The organism is Sorangium sp. So ce394, assembly GCF_051474665.1.
GTDB lineage: Bacteria > Myxococcota_A > Polyangia > Polyangiales > Polyangiaceae > Sorangium > Sorangium cellulosum_D.
In genome coordinates, this window is record NZ_CP150339.1 from 9,422,403 (window position 1) to 9,441,450 (window position 19,048).

Sequence of the window (19,048 nt, forward strand, 5' to 3'; positions counted from 1 at the left end):
CGAACCGCAAGTAACCTGGCGTCGGCGGCCTCGGGTCGCCCCGCGGGCGCCGGGCGGACCGGCGCCCGAGGCGGCGTGTGGTAAAGGGAGGATCGCCATGTCCGCGCCGTCGCTCACGCCCGAGGGCTCCCTCATCGACACGAAGCTCGCCGGGCTGCGCGCTCGGCTCCGGGAGCTCGGCTCCGTCCTCGTCTGCTACTCCGGCGGGGTCGACAGCGCCTTCGTCCTCGCGGTCGCCCACCAGGAGCTCGGCCCGAAGGCCGTCGGCATGACCGCGGTCTCGCCGAGCCTCGCGCCCGCCGAGAAGGAAGAGGCCGCGGCGATCGCCCGCCTCATCGGCGCCGACCACCGGCTCGTCGAGTCGTCCGAGATCGACGACCCGCGCTACGTGGCGAACAACCCCGACCGCTGCTTCCACTGCAAGAGCGAGCTCTACCGGATCGCCGTGCGCAAGCGCTCCGAGTGGGGGCTCGCGGCGATCCTGAACGGCACCAACACGGACGACCTCGGCGACTACCGCCCCGGGCTGGAGGCGGCGCGCGAGGCCGGCGTGGTGAGCCCGCTCGTCGAGCTCGGCTTCAGCAAGGCCGACGTGCGCGCCGGCGCGGCGCGCGTGGGCCTGCCCATCTGGGACAAGCCGGCCGCCGCCTGCCTCTCCAGCCGCATCCCCTACGGGACCAGCGTCACGCGCGAGCGGCTCGCGCAGATCGGCGGCTTCGAGGCCGCGCTGCGCGGCCTCGGGTTCCGCCAGGTCCGCGTCCGCTACCACGACGACCTCGCGCGCATCGAGCTCGACGCCGGCGAGCTCGCGCGCGCCGCCGAGCCGGCCGTGCGCGCCGAGGTCGTGGCCGCCGGCAAGCGGCACGGCTTCCGGTACGTGACGCTCGATCTCGGCGGGTACCGGACCGGCAGCCACAACGAGGTCCTCGTCGGCCGCGCCCTCAAGATCGTGAGCTGACCGGCGGCCCCCGCCGGAGGATCCTCGCCATGGGACGCTTCGATCACCTCGCGACCCGACCGATCCGCGGCCCGGCCGACATCCTCCGCTGGAAGGTCGTCGACGCCATCGCCGGCAGGAACCGTAAAGATCCCGGGGGGTTCTCGGCGCCCGTGCGGCCCTACGACCGCGCGCTCGTCGCGGCCGCCGCGCCGTCGCTCACCTGGATCGGCCACGCGTCCTTCCTCGTCACGCTGGGCGGCGCGCGGCTGCTCATCGACCCGATCTACCGCGACGGCCCCGGCCCGCTGCGCCGGCTCGCGCCGCCTGGCATCCCGCTCGGCGAGCTGCCGCCCGTCGACGCGGTCCTGATCACCCACAACCACCGCGATCACCTCGACACGTGGACGCTGTCCCGGCTGGGCAGCGCGCCGGTCTACGTCGCGCCCGTCGGCCACGAGGCGGTCCTCCGCGAGGCGGGCGCCGAGCGGATCGTCGAGCTCGAGTGGTGGGGCAGCGCCGTGGTCGGCGGGGTGGAGATCACGCTCGTCCCTGCGCGCCACTGGTCGATGCGCTTCCCCTGGGACCGGAACGACGCGCTCTGGGGCGGGTACCTGATGCGCGCCGCCGAGGGGACGGCGTACCACTCGGGCGACACCGCCTTCTTCGACGGCTTCGCGGAGATCGGCCGGCGCGCCGGCGCGATCGACTGGGCGATGCTCCCGATCGGCGCCTACGACCCGCGTTGGTTCATGGAGCCCCAGCACATGTGCCCGGAGGAGGCGATCGAGGCGAGCGTCCTGCTCGGCGCGCGCCGCCTCGTGGCGATGCACTGGGGCACGTACCGGCTCACGGACGAGCCCCCCGGCGAGCCGCCGGAGCGGACGCGCGCCGGCTGGCAGGCGCGCGGGCTCCCGGAAGACGCGCTCTGGATCCTCGACGTCGGGGAGACGCGGGCGCTCGCCCGCTGAGCGGGCGCGGCGTCGACTGGCGCGCGCCATTCGGGGAGCCATCTGGACACGCACCCCGCCCATCTGGACACGCACCCCGCCCATCTGGACACGCCGCAGCCCACCCGGACACGCCGCTCCCCCGCCTGCGCGCCGTGCGGCGGCGCCGCGCGTCCCGCTCGTCCGCTAGCGCCGCCTCACATCAGCGACGACCGCGCGGCCTTCGCGCGCTCGTCGCGCTCCTTCAGGTGCTCCAGGATGATCACCGCCGTCTCCTCGATGGCGCGCCCGGTGACGTCGACCACCGGCCACTCCGGGTGCGCGGCGAAGAGCCGGTTCGCGTAGTCGAGCTCCTGCCGGACGTGCTCGCGCATCGCGTAGTTGGTCTCGGCCGGCATCCCGAGCTGGCGCAGGCGCGCCTGCCGGATCGCGCAGAGCTGGTCGATCCCGATGGTCAGGCCGACGACCCGGTCCTGGGGGGCGTCCATGAGCTCGGGCGGCGGCGCCACGCCGAGCACGAGGGGCAGGTTCGCGACCTTGAGGCCGCGCTGCGCGAGCAGCGTCGACAGCGGCGTCTTCGACGTGCGGGAGACGCCGACGAGGACGATGTCCGCCCGCTTGAAGTTCCGCGGCTCCTTGCCGTCGTCGCTCTTCACCGCGAACTCCACCGCCTCGATGCGCCGGAAGTACTCCTCGCTCAGCGGCAGCATCGCGCTCGGCAGGTTGATCGGCTCCCGGTCGAGGAAGGTGCCGAGCCGGACGATGAGCGAGCCGATCAGATCGATCGCCTCGATGTTCAGCTGGGCCGTCGAGGCGTGCACGAACTCGCGCAGCTCGGGGCTCACCACCGTGAACACCACGAGCGCGCCCTCCCGGGCCGCGCGCTCGAGCACCGGCCGCGCGACCTCCGGCGTGCGCACCCGGGTGTGGAGGCGGATCTGCACCCCCGCGTCCGGGTACTGGAGCAGCGCGGCGCGCACGGCCTTCTCGGCCGTCTCTCCCGTGGAGTCGCTCAGGACGTCGATGAACTTCGGCTTGTCCATGTCCGATGCCTCCGTCGCCGTGTCGGCGCAGGCGCTCGAGGCAGCGCTCGTGCCCCGGCGTTCAGCGGGACGGAGAGGATCGCCCGCGGGCGCGGGGCGGGTCAACCAAACAGCCCCTTGAGCTTGTCCATGAAGGTGACCTGCTGCGGCTGCACGTTCTCGCCGAGCTCCTTCGCCAGCTGTGAGATGAGCTCCTTCTGCGAGGCGGTGAGCTGCGTCGGCACCTCGACGCTCACCTCAACGAGCTGATCGCCGCGCCCGCCGACGACGCGGCGCGGTATGCCCTTGCCCTTGATGCGGAGCACCGAGCCGGGCTGCGTGCCCGGGGGGATCCGCAGCCGGCCCTTGCCGTCGAGCGTCGGGATCTCCAGCTCGCCGCCGAGGGCCGCGCGCGCGAACGAGATCGGCACGGCGCACACCACGTCGTCGCCGACGCGGCGGAAGAGCTCGTGCGGCGCGACGCGGATGGTGAGCTCGAGGTCGCCCGGCCCGCGATCGGGGCGGACGGCGTTGCCGCCGCGCTCCACGAGCCGGGTCGCGCCGTTCTCCACGCCCGCGGGGATGGTCACCTCGATCGTCTTCTGCTTCGCCGCGAGGCCGGCGCCGCGGCACGTCTTGCACGGGTCGATCACGATCCGCCCCGTGCCGCGGCACTTCCCGCACGGGCGCTCGATCGCGATGGGGAACATCCCCTGCTGCATCCGGACGCGGCCGCGGCCCGCGCACGCGGCGCACCGCTCGGTCGACGAGCCAGGCGCCGAGCCCGAGCCGGCGCAGTCGCCGCACGGCTCGACGCGATCGTACGTGATCTGCTTCGTGCAGCCGAACGCCGCCTCCTCGAAGCTGATGCGCACCTCTTTCTGGAGCGTCCCGCGGTCGCCCACCTTGATGCCGAGGGCGCCGAGCAGGTCGCCGAAGATGGCGTCCAGGTTGAGGTCCTGCATGTCGAAGGGGACGCCCTGGAAGCCCGAGCCGGCGGCGGCGCCGACGGCGGCGGGGCCGAACCGATCGAACGCCGCGCGCTTCTGCGGGTCGCTCAGGATCTGGTAGGCCGCGTTCAGCTCCTTGAAGCGGACGTGCGCGCCCTGGTCCCCCGGGTTCTTGTCGGGATGGTGCTGCGCGGCGAGCCGCCGGAAAGCGCTCTTGATTTCATCCTGCGTCGAGGAACGCTCGACGCCCAATACCTCGTACGGATCCCGCACGAGGTGCGAAATAGCATCGATCGCCCCCCCGGGACAGCGGCTAGCGGCGCGCCTATCCCGCTGGTTTCCGCTCGGGTCCGGCGAGCTCGCGCTTCATCACCTTGCCCGTCGGGTTGCGCGGCAGCGCGTCGACGAAGACGATCTCGCGCGGGACCTTGGGGCCCGCGAGCGCGGCGCGGCAGTGCGCCTTGATGTCGTCCTCGCTCGCGGACGCGCCGGGGCGCAGCGCGACGAACGCGCGCACCCGCTCCCCCCAGGCGCGATCCGGCGCCCCCACCACGGCGGCCTCGGCGACCGCCGGGTGATCGTGGAGCACCGCCTCGACCTCGGCGGGGTACACGTTCTCGCCGCCCGAGATGATGAGGTCCCGCTTGCGGCCTTCGATGTGGTAGCAGCCGCGCGCGTCGCGGCGCGCGAGGTCGCCGACCGAGAAGTAGCCGTCCAGCGTCGCCTCGCGCGTGGCGCCGGGATCTCTGTGGTAGCCGGACACGAGCAGGGGGCTCCTTACGTAGAGCTCGCCCACCTCGCCGTCCCGGCACGGCCTGCCGTCGTCGCCCACGAGCAGGAGCGCGCTGCCGGCGACCGGGCGCCCGATGGTGCCCGGCGACGCGCGCAGATCCTCGGGGCCCGCGATCGTCACGATGCCCGTCTCGGTCGCGCCGTAAAAGTTGAAGAGCTTGTCGCCGAACACCCCCATGACCTCGGCCGCGAGCGCCGGCGGCAGCGGCGCGCCGCCGGTGAAGATCGCGGTGAGCGACGACGTGTCGTGGGCGCGGATGCGCGCCTCGCCGAGCTCGAGCACGCGGTGCAGCATCGTCGGGACGACCGCCGTGGTGGTCACGCGGTAGCGCTGGATCGCCTCGAGGAAGAGCTCCGGATGGAACTCCGGCAAGATCACGATCGTCGCGCCGAGGACGAGCGACAGGTTCACGAAGCCGAACGCCGTGAGGTGGTAGAGCGGGCACACCGCGAGGTGCACGTCGCCCGCGCGCATCGGGGTCGCGCCGATCGCGCCGAGCGCCGACATGACGACCCCGCCGCCGAAGCCGCGCACCGCGCCCTTCGGCTTGCCGGTCGTGCCGGAGGTGTACATGACCACCGCCGCGCGCTCGCTGCGGTCCGGCGCGGCGCCGGGCTCGGCGAGGAGCTCGTCGAAGCGCGAGAAGCCCGGCGCGCCCTCGCCGACCGCGATCATGGCCTCGGGCGGGATCCCCTCGAGCCGCGGCGCGGCCTCGCGGATCACGTCGGCGATGTCGGCGTCGAACACGAGCAGCCGCGCCCCGGAGTGGCCGGCGAGGTACGAGAGCTCGGCCGGGGTCGATCGCCAGGAGGCCGTCACCACGGACGCGCCGACGCGGGCGAGCGCGATCTGGCACATCACGAACTCGGGGCGGTTCTTGAGCGCGAGCAGCACGGTCGCGCCCGGGCCGACGCCGCGCCGGTCGAGCGCGTGGCCGAGCCGCTCGATCGCCTCGTTCAGCGCGAAGAACGAGTAGACCCGATCCTCGGCCGGGGCCGTCGCCTCCCCCTCGGCCGCGCGGCGCCCGAGGCTCCGCGGCCCGAGGCTCCGTGGATCGATCACCGCGATGCGGTGCGGGCTGTTCTCGGCGTAGAACCGGAAGAGGAGCGACGGGTTCGCCTTGCCCTTCGCGAGCTCGCGCGCGAGGACCTTGAGCCCCGACCAACGCAGCGCGGCGAGGAGCCCCGTCTGCGTCACCGCCCGTCCGGCGACGAGCGCCCCGTCCTTGAGCGCGGAGGCCCTGCGCCGCCCGCTCGCGAGCGCCGCCCTGACATGACCGAGTTCCATGGCCGGCGACTTTACTCTGGCCCTCGCGCGGCGTGGTAGGGTGGAGCCGTGACGGAGCCAGACCGCCGCTCAGCCCATCGCGCCGCGATCGAGCTGAGCGTGGAGTACAAGCGACTCAACACGTTCTTCGCCGACTACACGCGCAACATCTCGAAGGGCGGGACCTTCATCCGAACAGAGCGCCCGCTCGCGATCGGCACGGAGTTCGTCTTCGCCCTCTCGATCCGCAACCTGGCCGAGCCGCTCCGCCTCCGCGGCCGGGTGAAGTGGATCGTGATGCCCGCCGAGGCGACGGAGACGGCCCCGGCGGGGATGGGCATCGAGTTCCAGTACGCGAGCGAGGCGGAGCGCGGCGCGACCGACGCGGTGGTCGAGCAGCTGATGATGAGCGAGCTCGGCGAAACGCTCGCCTCCAAGCTGCTCGGCCGCAAGCTCGGCGACGGCGCGCGGTAGCGCTGGAGCGCGCGGTAGCGCTGAAGACAGAGCGGACCGGGGGGTGCGCGCACGCTGTGCCCGTGTACACTGCCTCGCAATGTCGCTGCCGACCCTGCCCCCCCGGCGCCGTCTCGCCCGGGGTCTCGCCGCGCTCGCCCTCGCGCTCTCTCCCCTCGCCTGCGCAGCCTCCGGCACGCCGGGGGCGAAGGGGCCGCCCGGCGCCGAAGGCCGCGCCGCCCCGGTCGAGGTCCGCGACGCCGATTTCTCCGCCAGCCTCTACACGATCGTGCGCGACGGCAAGCAGAGCCCGCAGCGCACGGGCCTGCTCATCGGCGTGGTCCGCCGGCAGCTCGCGCACGCCGCGGCGCGCTTCCACGCCGGGCAGCCGAGCCGGGGCGTCGACAGCGTCCGCGGCGCGCTCTACCTCGTCCGTCCCGGCGAGGGCCACGCCGAGATGATCGACGCCGTGGGCGAGCGCGCCCTCGCCGGCGCGATCGAGCGGCTGAGCCCCCGCGGCGACGAGGGGCGGGTGCGGGCGCTCATGGAGCTCCGCGCCGCCGCGCTGCCGGCCGGCAGCCGGGCCCGCGCCGAGGTCGACGAGCACCTCGCCGCGCTCGACCGCTGGATGAAGGATACGCGCACCGGCGGGCCGCTCGAGCAGCTCGGCATGGAGCAGCGCGCGTCCGTCTCGCGCGCCCTCCTCGACAGCCGCCCCGAGGCGATCCAGCGCGCGGCCGCCGCCACCGCGGCGTGGATCGACCGGGCGATCGAGTTCAACATCGAGTACCGGCAAGGGGGGAAGCGGCCGGAGCGCGAGGAGGCGGTCGAGGCGGCGCGCGCGCTGGAGTCGGGCGGCGCGAGCATGGCCGCGCTGTTCCTGCGCTGGGGGGACGCGCAGGGCGCGCTCGAGCAGATCGACCGCACGAGCGCGCGCCGGGTGATCCCGCCCGGCCTGTACGATCGGCTCAAGGCCGCGGCGTCCGACGGCGACGCGGTCTCGTGGCAGGCGCTCGCGGCCGCCTTCGCCCACCACGACACGCAGGAGCGCGACGCCGAGACCGGGATGCTGCAGGACCTGCTCGACGGGGCGATCTGGGGCACGGCCCTGGAGGCCTACCGGCGCGACCCGCAGAGCTACGACAGCGCCGCGCTGCTCTCCCAGGTGATGATCCGCCTCGGCATGTCGGAGGCGACGCCGCTCCTCCTGGCCGGCGCGCTCGGCGACCGCCCGAGCGCCGGCGCGCTCGGGTCCGCGCTGGGGCTCGTGCTGGGCGCGCTCTCGGAGGAGGCGTCGAACGACGACTTCGAGGCCGCGCGGCGCACCTACAACGCCGCGGGTCCGCTGCTCGTGCTCGCCGACCGGGCGGCGCGCGGCGGCGCCGCGGTGGATCCGTCGGGCGCGCGCGTCCGGTCCCTCATGGCGTCGCTCGAGCTGCGCGCCGGCAACCTCGCCGGCGCGCTGCCGCTGCTCCGCGCGGCGACGGCGGCCGAGCCGACGGTCAACGGGCTCACGCTGCTCGCGATGGCCGAGCGGCAGTCCGGCGAGCTCCAGGCCGCGCTGGAGGACGTGCGGCGAGCGCTGGGCGCGCCGGACGCGCGCACCGCGCCGCTCGAGGTCATCCAGGCGCACCTGCTCGCCTTCGAGCTCCACCGCGAGGCCGGCACGCAGGACCGGGCCAAGGAGTCGCTCGACGCGGCGCTCGCCGCCGCGCTCGACGCCCGGCAGCGCGCGCGGGATCCCGGGGCCAAGGCGCGGACGGAGCGGCTGCTCGGGCGCATCCTCGACGGCTACGGCGACGAGAAGGGCGCGACCCGGGCTTACGAGCGGGCGTTCGCCCTGGTGGCCGCCGAGCCGCCGCAGCTCGGCGCCACGATGCTCGACGCCGTGGGGCGCGCGCTCGTCGAGCGCGATCTCCCCGCCGCGCGGCGGGCGCTGAAGCGCGGCCTCGAGGCGAACCTGGACGAGGAGGATCTCGTCTACGGCGGGCTCTGGGTCCTCCTGCTGGAGCGCTCCCTCGGCGTCGCGACGGACGGCACCGCGGGCCGCGCGCTGGACAGCGCGGTGAACCGCGCGTCCTGGACAGGAAAGCTCGCGGCGTGGGCGAACGGCAAGATCAGCGACGCGGATCTCGGCAAGCTCGCCCAGAACGCGGCGCAGCGCGTGGAGGCGCAATTTTACACGGCCATGGCCAAGAAGGCGGCCGGCGATGCGGGCGCGGACGAGCGGCTCCGGGCGGTGTCGAAGAGCCCTGTCATCGACCTGCTCGAGGTGCACCTCGCGCGCGAGATGCTGGCCCCCGAGCTGCGGCTCGAGCTGCCCCGCAACGCGAGCCTCCCGTAGCGGCCCGGGCTGCGCCGCGGCGCGATCCTTCCTTCAAGGTGGGATGTCGTCCCCGCGCTGGCCAGGCGGCGAGGGGGTCGGATGGCCAGCGCGCGGCGCGCCAAACCGCGTGCGCGGAGAGAAAATGACTTCCACGCGTGCGCGCTCTTGTTCGATCATCGATTGATGCCCGATGACCGGAACGATCCGCTCGAGAAGCTCGCCTCCGCTCACCGGAGCCTGGAAGAGAACCTGAACGACCTCGCGCGCGCCGCGCGGGCGCTCGGCGATCCCCGCGGGCGCGCCGCCGCGCTCGAGGGCCTCTCCAGCGTGGTGGCCTACTTCGAGCGATCGATGAGCCGGCACCACGAGGACGAGGAGCGCTCGCTGTTCCCGCGGCTCGCGGTGCTCGAGGCCATCGCGCCGACGCTCGAGCGCCTCCGGCAGGAGCACAAGGCGCATCAGCGCGCGATCAACGAGCTGCGCGCCGCGATCGAGCGAGACGGCGGCTCCGAGGCGCTGGAGAAGCTCCCCCAGCTCATCGAGGACCTGCGCGCCGCGTACCATCGGCACGTGACCTGCGAGGAGCAGGAGGTGTTTCCGGCCGCTCGCCGGTTCCTGCAGGCGTCGGCCATGCACGGGATCATGAACGAGATGGAGACGCGCCGGGGGCGCGGCGGGCAGGGCAACCCCGCCAAGGGGATCAGCGGGCGCCCCTACCGGCCCGGCGGGATGCGCAGGGGCCCGTGACGGCGCGGCGAGCTCGACGCGCTCGTCCAGCGCGCGCTCGCCCGGCTGAAAGAGCGCCGCGCTAGAACCGCTCTTCGCTCGCGCGCTCCAGCGCCGCGCGCAGGAAGTTCTGTGCCCGCAGCGTGTGCGCCCCGTCGGGGTGCTGGTCCAGGTGGCTGCGGAAGGCGTCCGCCGACTGCACGAACTTCCCCAGCCGGTAGAGCGCGATGCCGCGGGCGAGGTGCCTGGGATACGCCGGATCGAGCGCGGCGAGCTCGTCGATCTTCTTCAGGCGGTAGTGCTCCTCGGCGCGCTGCGCCTCCGCTGCCCGGAGCGCCGCCGCGGGCGAGCGCGGCCCCGGCTCGCCCGCCTGCGGCTCGAGGCGCGCCGCCGTCTCCGCGGCAGGCGCCGCGAGCTCCTGCGCGCTCCTCCCGCTGAGCGGATGCGACAGCAGGAACCTGTACAGCGCGCGCTCCTCGTCGAGCGCCACGCCGAACGGCGCGCGCCGCAGGCCCACGATGGCGTCCCAGCGCTTCTTGAACAGCGCCCCGAGCGCGGCGCCGTCCATGGCGACGCGGCGCGCCTCGCCGCCGTCGCGCGGCCCCGCGCCCCCTGCCGTCAGCCACGCGTTTCGGCGGAGCAGCCCGGGGAAGTCGCCGCCGAGCTCGCGGAGCTCGTCGGACGCCTCGCCGGTCGCCTCGAAGCGGCGCACCTCGCGGACGAACGAGCTCATCTGGTAGGCGCGCAGCCGGAGCACCGCGTCGTCCCCCTGGGCGAGCGCGGGGCCGGCGGCCTCGATCACGCGTTTGCGCGCGGCGAGGAGCTCCGCCTCGGTGTGGTCCGCGTCGGCGTCGACGATCCCGAACGCGCGGATGGCGGAGCCGAGCGCGCGCACCTCGGCGTCGAGCCCGAGCTGCTCGGCCTCGCGGGCGCGGGCGATGTCCGCGTCCCGCACCCGCGCGATCGCGCGCGCGTCGGCGAGCGGCAGCGGCAGCTCGGCGGGCTCGACCGCGCGCGGCACCGCGAGGATCGCCGCGGAGCCCGCGATGAAGACGGCCACGAGCCCCGGCTCCCAGCCTTCGAGGTGCCGCCGTAAGCCGCGGCGCTCCGGCGCGCGCTCCTCGATCGCGCGTGCGGGAAGAAGATGAGGAAGCCCACCGGCCGGGCGGCGCGTCGACGGGGTCGACGGGGCCGAGCGCGGCTCCCGGCGCTTGACAGAGGCGCTCTCGGCTCGCGACATTGATCGTCTCCTCCGCGCCTCAGAATACCCCACGCGGCGACCTCCAGCGCCGCGCACCGAACCAGCGAGGAACGTGCGAGATCACCGCAAGCACCCGCGCAAGCCCATCGAGCTCTCGATCGCGTTCCGGATCGGCGACGGCCCGCGCATCGATGCGATATGCCGCGACATCAGCCTCGGCGGGATGTTCATCGAGACCACCTCGCCGGCTCCCTTCGGGGCGAGCATCGAGGTGCTGCTGTCGCTGGAGGGCCTGAAGCAGGCCGCCGCGATCCCGTCGGTCGTGCGATGGACCACCCCCGAGGGGATGGGGGTGCAGTTCGGGGTGATGGGGGCGCGGGAGACCTACGCGCTCACGCAGCTCCTCGGCTCGCTCTGAGCCTCCGCGCGACGTGCCGCGCGGCGCTCCTCGCCGCGGCCGCGCTCAGTCCTCGATGATGAAGGGGATGGCGAGGTGCATCGGGCCTCCCGCGAAGCGCCCCTGGTAGAGGCCCTGGGCGCAGGCCTGCAGCGCAGGCCGGAGCGGCGGGTCGAAGCGCATGGCGGCGACGCTGCCGTCCGGTCGCACGGAGATGCGCAGCGTCGAGGCGACCGATTTGCGGACCAGGGACGGGCCGCCCGCCGCCTCGCGCGCGAAACAGCTCGACAGCTGCGACTGCACGGAGGCCGGGGTCAGCGCCGGCGGGGGAGGCGTCGCCTGAACGTCGGCGACCGACGCCGGGGCGGCCGGCGCCGGCTCGATCGCCGGCTCGATCGCCGGCGCGGGCGTCGGCTCGGCGACCGTCGAGGGCGGCTCGGCGACCGCCGGGACGGCGGGCGCGGCGGGCGCGGCGGCGGTCTCCTCCGCCTGAGCGACGACCACACGGGCCGCGGCGGCGCCGCTCGGCGGGCGCACGCCGGCGGTCGCGCCGGCGGTGGGCCGGGGCGGCGCGGGTGGACGCGCCGGCTCCGTCGGGGAGGCGGCGGGCGCGCCGTCCTCCAGCGAGGCGCTGCCCTCCGGCGCGGCGTTGCCCTCCGGCGCGGCGTTGCCCTCCGGCGCGGCGTTGCCCTCCGGCGCCGGGCGCTGGAGCAGGCGCGCCTCGCGGCCGCCGTCGAGGGAGAAGGTGCCGCGCGACGGACCGACGAGCAGGTGCGCGGTGGTCGCGCCGCGGTACGCCGCGGGACCGACCGCGACGGTGCCGTGCTCCACGTCGACCTCCACGCGATCCGCGAGGCGGGTCACGGTGAAGAGCGTGCCGTGCACCGCGACGCGGGTGCCGTCCACCTCGACGGCGAACGCCTCGACGAGGCCCTCCTCCGGCGCGCGCGTGACGACGTCGGCCCGCACCGAGCCACGCTCGAGCGCGATCACGTGGCCGACCCCCGCCGCGCCGACGGCGCGCACCACGGCGCGGCTGTTCGGCAGCAGCGTCCAGCGCACCGAGCCGACGTCGGCGAAGGAGATCGCGTGGGCGGCGGTCTCGACGGCGTCGCCGGGCCGGAGGGCGCGGAAATCCAGATCGTCGGCCGCCCCGGCGGCCCTCGGCACGTCCGCGAGATCGCGGGCGCGCGGCGGCGTCGACGTCGCCACGACGGGCGGGGCGGAGCGCCCGGCCGCGAGCACCGCGAACGCGATGGCCGCCGCGGCCGCCGCGAACGCGAGCGCGCGCCCGAGCGGCGAGCGCCGCGGCGGAGCGGCGCGGCGCACCGGAGCGGGCCGCTCGATCCGCGCGAACAGCTCGCGCTCGATCTCGTCCCAGCGGGGCTCCGGAGGCTCCTCGGCGCGGAGCAGCCGCTCCATGTGCTCCCGTGCCCGCTCGTACTGCTTTGCGCCGCTCACATGTCCTCCGCGTCGACAGCCGATCCATCCGCCGCGGGATACCGCACGGCGGCGCCTCCCACAGAAACCCGCGCGCGCGCCGCCTCCGGACCTGCGCCGTCCGCCTTGTCCGCGCCGCCCTCGGCCAGCTCGGCGGCGAGCTGGGCGAGCGCGGGCTCGGCGCGCATCATCGCTTCGATCTCGCGGCGCGCATAGAACAGGCGCGTCCGGACGGTCAGGACCGGCGCGCCGACGATCTCCGCGATCTCGGTCGGCGCGATCCCCTCGAGCTCGTGGAGGACATAGACGACCCGCTTCTTCTCGGGGAGGCGCTCCAGCACCCGACGGAATGCGTCAATCCTGCGGGCGCGGGCGGCGTCTTCGTCCGGGAGCATGCCGCGGTCGACCTCGAGCTCGACGCTGGGCTCGCCCGCGAACACCGGCCGGGAGCGCGCCGCGCGCCGGGCCATCAGCACGGCGTTGACCGTCACCCGGTGGAGCCACGTCGTGAACTTCGACTGCCCCCGGAAGTCCCCCAGGCTCCGGTGCACCTGGATGAACACCTCCTGGATGACGTCCTCCGCGTCGGCGGACGGTCCGAGCATCCGGAAGACGAGCCGCGCGACGTCGCGGCGATAGCGGCGGAAAATCTCGGCAAAGGCCGTGGGATCGCCGCTCTGGAAGCGGCGGATCCACTCGCCCACGTCGTCGGGCTCGGTCACGGGCGGAAGCCTATCCGCCCCTTCGGCGCTCATGGAGCTCGATGGCGAGGCGACCAGCTCCGGACGGCGAGAGAGGTCGTCGCCAGCGGACGTCACGTCGAGCGCTACGCGCGCGCCCTCGGCCGCCCGGGCGGGCAGCTCGTCCGCGCGGCCGGCCGGCGCACCCCAGCCGAGGGGGAACAAGAACGACCGCGAGAGGTGCGCCCATAACGCCCCCGTCTCGACCTCCACGGTATGCACAAAGCCTCTGATGCGCCCGGCAGCCGGATCATTCAGGCCGCTGCGTGGCCTCGCGCGCGCGTGGCGCCGCCCCCGGGCCCGCAGTGACGCCCGGAAGCGCACAAAAGTTGTTCCTCCGGGCACATTGGCGCGACCTTCCAGCGCATGATCATCATCGCCGTGTCGCTGACCGTGGCCCTCGTGGCCGCCGACCTGCTCGAGCTGGGCTCCCGCCGCCGCGATCGCGTGTAGCGACCGGCGTCAGCCCCGGACCGACAAAAAAGTGCCCGGCTTGAGCCCGCTCCGGCCTGGGGCCGACGTGCGCTCAAGCCGGGCGGTGGAAAGAGCCGTAGGGGTCCGGGCCGTCCGGTACGATCAGCCCGCGGCCTCGGCGCCTTCCGCCGCGGCGCCACCCTTCTTCGGCAGGTCGAAGAGCGCCGACAGCTCGACCTTCTCCTGCTTCTTCTGCTCCAGGATGCGGTTGACCGCGCGCAGCAGGCGCGTCTTCGCGGGGCCGCTGATCGGCTTGCCCTGCAACGCGGCGCTCAGCGTGCGGTCGGTCACCGGGCGGCCGCTGCGCGGCTTCTTCGCGCCGGCGGCCTCCTTCTTCTTCGCGGCGTCCTCGCTGCCGCGCGCCAGCCGCTTGGTCAGGCGGATCGCCCGGTCCTCGGGCTGCAGCCGCTCGATCTTGACCGACGCCGCCAGGATGCGGCGGGGGTCGATCTTCTTTTCCTTCAAGAAATCTTCGATCTTGGTGCCCATCGTCGTCACTTGCCCCGAAAGGGCGGCGACCCTATCACGGTCGATGTCGCTGTGCATCTGCGACGTTTACCCTTTGCGTCGCCCTGGGGTAGCTTGTCGCGATGACCCTCCTGGCCGAGCTCGACGAAGCCGCACGCGTCATTCGCCAACGAATTCCGGCGCTTCCGAGCGTCGGTGTGGTGCTGGGCTCAGGGCTCGGGGGCTGGGGCGACGAGCTCTCCGGGCTCGTGAAGGTCCCCTACGCCGAGATCCCCGGCATGCCCCGGCCCGCCGTCGAGGGGCACGCCGGCTTTCTCTGCGCCGGGCGCGTCGGGGACGTGCCGGTCGCCTGCCTGCAGGGCCGCGCGCACCTCTACGAGGGGCACCCGCCGGCGAAGGCCGTGTTCGGCGTGCGCGTGCTCGCGCGGCTCGGCTGCCGCGCCGTGCTCCTGACGAACGCGGCCGGCGGCATCAACCTCGGCTTCGCCGCCGGCGATCTCATGCTGCTCACCGATCACCTGAACCTGATGGGGACGAACCCGCTCGTCGGGCCGAACGACGACGCGCTCGGCAAGCGCTTCCCCGACATGACCTACGCGCACGATCCCCGGCTGCTCGATCTCGCGCGGGCGGCGGCGAGCGAAGCCGGCGTCCCGCTGCGCGAGGGCGTCTACGCCGGGCTGCTCGGCCCGACGTACGAGACGCCGGCGGAGATCCGGATGCTGCGCACGCTCGGGGCAGACGCGGTCGGGATGAGCACCGTCCCGGAGATCATCGCGCTCCGGCACATGGGCGTGCCGGCCGCGGCCATCTCGTGCATCACGAACCTCGCGGCGGGCCTGACCCAGCGCGAGCTCGATCACAAGGAGGTCGAGGAGACCGCCCGGAGGGCGCGCGCTCGGTTCACGGCGCTGCTCTCGACGTGGGTCCGCCGCGTCGGCGCCGAGGCCGCGGCCGGGAGCGCGGCGTCGTGAGCCGCGCCCCGCAGGACGCCGGCGAGGCGCCCGCCGCGGCCGGGGCGGCGCCGGCGATCGACTGGGACGCGCTCGACCGGGCGGCGCTCGCCGTCCGGGAGCGCGCGCACGCGCCGTACTCGGGCTACTGGGTGGGCGCGGCGATCCTCGTGCGATCCGGCCGCGTGTTCGCCGGCTGCAACGTCGAGAACGCCTCGTACGGGCTCGCCATCTGCGCCGAGCGCTCGGCCATCGTGCAGATGGTCGCGGCCGGCGAGCGCGACCCGATCGCGCTCACCGTCGCCACCAGCGGGGCCGTCCTCGGCAGCCCGTGCGGCATGTGCCGGCAGACCCTCGCCGAGTTCGCCGCCGATCTCCCGATCCGCCTCATCGCCGCCGACGGCGGCGCGCCGCCCCGGCTCACCTCGCTGGCAGCGCTCCTGCCCGAGGCGTTCGGGGCGGCCGCGCTCTCGCGCTGATCGCCCCGCGCGCCGCCCGCGCCAGCGAGCGCCGCCGGCTCACTCGACCGACAGCACCTCGTTCTGCTCGATCTGCGACAGCGCGACGGCGAGCGCCTCCCGCGCGCGCTCCAGCGAGGCGCGGTCCTCGCCCCATTTCGAGCGCGCCTTCTGCAGGCGGGCTCGCTCGACGGCGAGCTGCTCCGCGAGCTGCTCGCCCTGCGTCCTCAGGGTGTCGCGCTCCTCGGTCCGGTGCGAGAGCTGCGCGCCGAGCTCGCTCTCCCGCTGCTCGGCCTCGGCGAGCCGGCCCTGGAGCGCCTCGACGTCCCGCGCCCGCTCGGCGAGCTCGCCCTGCAGGCGGTCGCGCTCCCCGGTGCGGGCGGAGAGCTCGGCCGCGCGCTGCTCCAGCTGCTGCTCGAGATCGTGCGCCCGGGCCTCGAGGTGCGCCACCTGGTTGCGCGCCTGCCCGAGCTCGGTGGAGAGCCCGCGGGCGATCTCGTCCAGCTCGTGCTTCTGCGCCGCCCACGCGGCCTCGCGCTCGGCGATCTCGGCCTGGTGCGCCCCGCGGAGGTCGGTGAGCGCCTGCGCGTGCGCCGCCTCGATCTGCGCCTGCCGCTCGGCGGCGCGCGCCTCGAGGTCGGCCACCCGCGCCGCGTGCGCCTGCTCGGCGGCGCGCACGGCCTCCTCGCGCTCCTCGACCAGCTCGCGCTCTCGCGCCGCGAGCCGCGCCGCGAAGTCCTCTCGCGCCGCCTCGAGCGCCCGCGCGTGCTCGTTCGCCTGCCCCTCGACGGCGGCCGCGTGCTCGGTCCGCAGCGCCTCCAGCGCGGCCGCGTGCTCGCGATCGCGCCGCTCCCTGTCGTCCGCGTGCTCGCCCCGCAGCGTCTCCAGCGCGGTCGCGTGCTCGCCCCGCAGCGTCTCCAGCGCGGCCGCGTGCCCGCCCCGCAGCGCCTCCAGCGCGGCCGCGTGCTCGCCCCGCAGCGCCTCGACGGCGGTCGCGTGCTCGCCCTGCTGCCGCTCGAGCGCGGCGACCTGCTCGGCCCGCGCCCCCTGCAGCGCGGCCGCGTGCTCCGCGCTCATGCGCTCGACGGCGGCGGCGTGCTCGGCGCGCGCCGCGTCCAGCGCGGCGGCGTGCTCGGCGCGCGCCGCGTCCAGCGCCGCCGCGTGCTCCCGGTCGCGCCGCTCGGTCTCGCCCGCGTGCTCGCGCCGGAGCGCCTCGACGGCGGCCTCGTGCTCGCGCTGCGACGTCGCGACCGCCGCGTCGTGCTCCGCCTTCTGCCGGTCCAGCGCCGCCGCGTGCTCCGCCCTCAGGCCATCCGTCGCCGCGGCATGCTCGGCCCTGAGCCGATCGACGACGGCGGCGTGCTCCGCCCTCAGGCCGTCCATGGCAGCGGCGTGCTCCGCCCTCAGGCCGTCCGCCGTCGCCGCGTGCTCGGCCTTCGCCCGCTCGAGCGCCGCCGCGTGCTCGCCGGCCAGCTTGTCGATGGCCGCCGCGTGCTCGCCGGCCAGCCTGTCGGCGGCCGCGCGGTGCTCGGCGGCCTGCTGCTCCACACGGGCGGCGTGCTCGGCGCTCAGCCGCTCGACCTCCGCCCGGTGCGCCGCGGCCGCCTGCTCGAAGCGCTCTCGCTCCGCCTGCGCGCTCTCCTCGATCTCGCGCCGCGCCGACGCCTCGACGGCGGCGATCGCCTGCGCCCTCTCGTCCGACGCGGAGCGCAGCGCCTCCGTGTGCGCGGCCTCCGCGTCCATCAGCGCTTGCCGGGCCGCCGACAGATCCGCGTCGCGGCCGGCGATCTGCGCCTGCAGCTTCTCGGCGCGCGCCCTGAAGTCGTCGGCGCGCTTCGCGGCGAGCTCCTTGTCCGCGCGCAGCGACGCCACCTGCGCGTCGAGGTCCTCGCTCGCGCGCTCGAGCTCCAGGATGCGGTCGACCTGGTCGGCCTTCTCCCGCTCGAGCGACAGCGCCTGATCCCGGAGCTCCAGGAGCTCCTTGTCCTTGCGCGACATCTGGTCGCGGAGCGCGAGGATCTCCTTGTCTTTCTTGTTCAGCGCCTCGCGGAGATCGAGGAACTCGCGGCTCGACACGCCGCCGGGCCTGGAGGGGCTGCCGCCGGTCGCGGCCTTCGCCCTGAGCTCCTCGAGCTCGCGCCGCAGGCGGGCCGCCTCCTGGCTGCCGTCGTTCGCCGAAGAGAGCTCTCCCTCGAGGCGGTGCGACGTGGCGCGCGCAGCGGCCACCTCCTTGGTGAGGCGGACGATCTCGTCCTTGGACCGGTCCAGCTCGGCGCGCAGGCGCTCGATCTCGCCCGCGTCGGCGTCGGATCGCGGCGCCGGCGGCGCAGGGGTCAGCCTGCCGCGCTCGGAGACGGGCGCGCGGTAGGCGCCCCCGCGGTCGGAGACGGGCGCGCGGTAGGCGCCCCCGCGCTCGGAGACAGGCGCGCGGTAGGCGGCCACGGGCGACGAGCTCACCGGCGGCGGCGCCGAGGCCGGCAACGGCGTGCTGGTGGACGTCGGCGTCCGCGTCGACGGCGCGGCCGAGGGCGTCCGCGCAGACGGCGCGACCGAGGGCGTCCGCGTCGACGGCGCGACCGAGGGCGTCCGCGTCGACGGCGCGACCGAGGGCCTGACGTCGGTCCGCTCCTCCTCTTCGTCGCGGATCAACCGGGTAAACGCGCCGCCGATGAACTCCTCGATGTCCTCGTCCGATTTGCCGGAATCCGACCTCACCGCGGGCGCTTGCGGCGGCTTCGTCGGCCCTGGCGCCCGCGCGCGATCCTGCGCGGCGGCGGCGGGCGGCGGCGGCGCGGCGGACGGCGGCCGCGGCGCGACCGACGGCGGCCGCGGCGGGGCCGGCGGCGGCGGCGGCGCGGCGGACGGCGGCCTCGGCGCGGCGGGCGGCGGCGGCGCGACGCTCGCGGGCGTGCCGTTCGAGGACACCGCCGCGGTGATGATCGTGGGATCGCCCGAGTCCTCGTCGATGTCGGCCTCGAGCACCTCGGCCTCGTCGATCATGATCGGATCGGCCTCGGCCTCGTCGCCGTCGAGCGGGACGTAGTTGCGGATGTGCTCGAGGAGCTCGCCGAACGCGATCGGCTTGTGGATGTAGTCCTCCGCGCGCGTCCTGAGCTTGCGGTGCTGCTCGAACGTCTCCTCGCTCGACTCGCTCGACATGATGACGAGCGGGACGTCCTTGAGCTGCACGTCCTTCTTGAGCTTGTTGCAGACCGAGAAGCCGTTCATGCGCGGCAGCTCGATCGACAGGAGGATGAGGTCGGGGCGATCCGCCGCGGCGGCCTGCAGGCCGACGTTGCCGTCGTCGACGACCTGAACGGTGCAGCCAAGGCGGCCGAGTTCCGTGCGGAGCTCCCCGGCGAACGCCGGATCGCTCTCAAATACGAGGACTTTCGTCATGTTCCGGGTGTGCGCGGGTTCGGAGGGGAACCCAAGATATCGGCCCCCTTCGACGAGTGTCAAACACGAGGCTGGTTGCCTCGCTCAGGCCGTCC

General features: G+C 74.9%; 16 protein-coding genes. 8 read left to right on the forward strand and 8 right to left on the reverse strand.

Annotation, left to right across the window (positions count from 1 at the left end; genetic code table 11):
* Positions 1-97 precede the first annotated feature (97 nt).
* Both larE and WMF33_RS34665 read left to right on the forward strand, forming a co-directional pair.
* Positions 98-958 carry an ATP-dependent sacrificial sulfur transferase LarE gene (larE, locus tag WMF33_RS34660; RefSeq protein WP_437332634.1) on the forward strand — a complete coding sequence of 287 codons (861 nt, stop codon included), beginning with the start codon at positions 98-100 and terminating at the stop codon, positions 956-958.
* 29 nt (positions 959-987) lie between these two features.
* Entirely contained in the window at positions 988-1,908 is a 921-nt protein-coding gene (locus WMF33_RS34665; protein WP_437332635.1) for an MBL fold metallo-hydrolase, read from the forward strand.
* A gap of 176 nt (positions 1,909-2,084) precedes the next feature.
* On the opposite strand, the gene WMF33_RS34670 is transcribed toward WMF33_RS34665, so the two are convergent.
* From WMF33_RS34670 to WMF33_RS34680, 3 genes are all read right to left on the reverse strand, one after another.
* Positions 2,085-2,930, reverse strand: coding sequence for a pyruvate, water dikinase regulatory protein (locus tag WMF33_RS34670; RefSeq protein WP_437314179.1), 846 nt, complete (start codon positions 2,928-2,930; stop codon positions 2,085-2,087).
* Between the two features lie 101 nt (positions 2,931-3,031).
* Entirely contained in the window at positions 3,032-4,132 is a 1,101-nt protein-coding gene (dnaJ, locus tag WMF33_RS34675; protein WP_061625491.1) for a molecular chaperone DnaJ, read from the reverse strand.
* Between the two features lie 52 nt (positions 4,133-4,184).
* Complete coding sequence (locus tag WMF33_RS34680) at positions 4,185-5,939, reverse strand: class I adenylate-forming enzyme family protein (protein ID WP_437332636.1); 1,755 nt, start codon at positions 5,937-5,939, stop codon at positions 4,185-4,187.
* Positions 5,940-5,987: 48 nt separating this feature from the next.
* Between WMF33_RS34680 and WMF33_RS34685 the strand changes: the two genes are divergently transcribed.
* The 3 genes from WMF33_RS34685 (at position 5,988) to WMF33_RS34695 (ending at position 9,444) form a co-directional block, all read left to right on the forward strand.
* On the forward strand, positions 5,988-6,392 hold the full coding sequence (locus WMF33_RS34685; protein WP_437332637.1) for a PilZ domain-containing protein: 405 nt from the start codon (positions 5,988-5,990) through the stop codon (positions 6,390-6,392).
* 79 nt (positions 6,393-6,471) lie between these two features.
* Positions 6,472-8,715, forward strand: coding sequence for a hypothetical protein (locus WMF33_RS34690; RefSeq protein ID WP_437332638.1), 2,244 nt, complete (start codon positions 6,472-6,474; stop codon positions 8,713-8,715).
* A gap of 165 nt (positions 8,716-8,880) precedes the next feature.
* Entirely contained in the window at positions 8,881-9,444 is a 564-nt protein-coding gene (locus WMF33_RS34695) for a hemerythrin domain-containing protein (RefSeq protein ID WP_437332639.1), read from the forward strand.
* A gap of 61 nt (positions 9,445-9,505) precedes the next feature.
* On the opposite strand, the gene WMF33_RS34700 is transcribed toward WMF33_RS34695, so the two are convergent.
* Entirely contained in the window at positions 9,506-10,483 is a 978-nt protein-coding gene (locus WMF33_RS34700; protein WP_437332640.1) for a hypothetical protein, read from the reverse strand.
* 253 nt (positions 10,484-10,736) lie between these two features.
* Between WMF33_RS34700 and WMF33_RS34705 the strand changes: the two genes are divergently transcribed.
* Positions 10,737-11,042 carry a PilZ domain-containing protein gene (locus tag WMF33_RS34705; RefSeq protein ID WP_020738867.1) on the forward strand — a complete coding sequence of 102 codons (306 nt, stop codon included), beginning with the start codon at positions 10,737-10,739 and terminating at the stop codon, positions 11,040-11,042.
* A 45-nt stretch (positions 11,043-11,087) separates the two neighbouring features.
* Here WMF33_RS34705 and WMF33_RS34710 read toward each other — a convergent pair whose 3' ends face one another.
* The 3 genes from WMF33_RS34710 to WMF33_RS34720 all read right to left on the reverse strand — a co-directional run bounded on the left by WMF33_RS34710 (position 11,088) and on the right by WMF33_RS34720 (position 14,221).
* Entirely contained in the window at positions 11,088-12,482 is a 1,395-nt protein-coding gene (locus WMF33_RS34710; protein WP_437332641.1) for a FecR domain-containing protein, read from the reverse strand.
* On the reverse strand, positions 12,479-13,183 hold the full coding sequence (locus WMF33_RS34715) for an RNA polymerase sigma factor (RefSeq protein ID WP_437332642.1): 705 nt from the start codon (positions 13,181-13,183) through the stop codon (positions 12,479-12,481). The genes WMF33_RS34710 and WMF33_RS34715 overlap by 4 nt, the downstream gene beginning before the upstream one ends.
* Before the next feature lie 594 nt (positions 13,184-13,777).
* Positions 13,778-14,221, reverse strand: a complete 444-nt coding sequence (locus WMF33_RS34720; RefSeq protein ID WP_437332643.1) for a hypothetical protein — start codon at positions 14,219-14,221, stop codon at positions 13,778-13,780.
* A 44-nt stretch (positions 14,222-14,265) separates the two neighbouring features.
* On the opposite strand from WMF33_RS34720, the gene WMF33_RS34725 reads away from it, so the two are divergent.
* Both WMF33_RS34725 and WMF33_RS34730 read left to right on the forward strand, forming a co-directional pair.
* Positions 14,266-15,117 carry a purine-nucleoside phosphorylase gene (locus tag WMF33_RS34725; protein WP_437332644.1) on the forward strand — a complete coding sequence of 284 codons (852 nt, stop codon included), beginning with the start codon at positions 14,266-14,268 and terminating at the stop codon, positions 15,115-15,117.
* Positions 15,114-15,575 carry a cytidine deaminase gene (locus tag WMF33_RS34730; RefSeq protein ID WP_437332645.1) on the forward strand — a complete coding sequence of 154 codons (462 nt, stop codon included), beginning with the start codon at positions 15,114-15,116 and terminating at the stop codon, positions 15,573-15,575. The genes WMF33_RS34725 and WMF33_RS34730 overlap by 4 nt, the downstream gene beginning before the upstream one ends.
* A 39-nt stretch (positions 15,576-15,614) precedes the next feature.
* On the opposite strand, the gene WMF33_RS34735 is transcribed toward WMF33_RS34730, so the two are convergent.
* Complete coding sequence (locus WMF33_RS34735) at positions 15,615-18,953, reverse strand: response regulator (protein ID WP_437332646.1); 3,339 nt, start codon at positions 18,951-18,953, stop codon at positions 15,615-15,617.
* Between the last annotated feature and the right edge of the window lie 95 nt (positions 18,954-19,048).

Coding starts and splice junctions, on each gene's coding strand:
- WMF33_RS34735 (WP_437332646.1), bottom strand. CDS start 18,953: ATGACGAAAGTCCTCGTATTTGAGAGCGATCCGGCGTTCGCCGGGGAG.
- WMF33_RS34665 (WP_437332635.1), top strand. CDS start 988: ATGGGACGCTTCGATCACCTCGCGACCCGACCGATCCGCGGCCCGGCC.
- WMF33_RS34670 (WP_437314179.1), bottom strand. CDS start 2,930: ATGGACAAGCCGAAGTTCATCGACGTCCTGAGCGACTCCACGGGAGAG.
- larE (WP_437332634.1), top strand. CDS start 98: ATGTCCGCGCCGTCGCTCACGCCCGAGGGCTCCCTCATCGACACGAAG.
- WMF33_RS34725 (WP_437332644.1), top strand. CDS start 14,266: ATGACCCTCCTGGCCGAGCTCGACGAAGCCGCACGCGTCATTCGCCAA.
- WMF33_RS34690 (WP_437332638.1), top strand. CDS start 6,472: ATGTCGCTGCCGACCCTGCCCCCCCGGCGCCGTCTCGCCCGGGGTCTC.
- WMF33_RS34720 (WP_437332643.1), bottom strand. CDS start 14,221: ATGCACAGCGACATCGACCGTGATAGGGTCGCCGCCCTTTCGGGGCAA.
- WMF33_RS34695 (WP_437332639.1), top strand. CDS start 8,881: ATGCCCGATGACCGGAACGATCCGCTCGAGAAGCTCGCCTCCGCTCAC.
- WMF33_RS34680 (WP_437332636.1), bottom strand. CDS start 5,939: ATGGAACTCGGTCATGTCAGGGCGGCGCTCGCGAGCGGGCGGCGCAGG.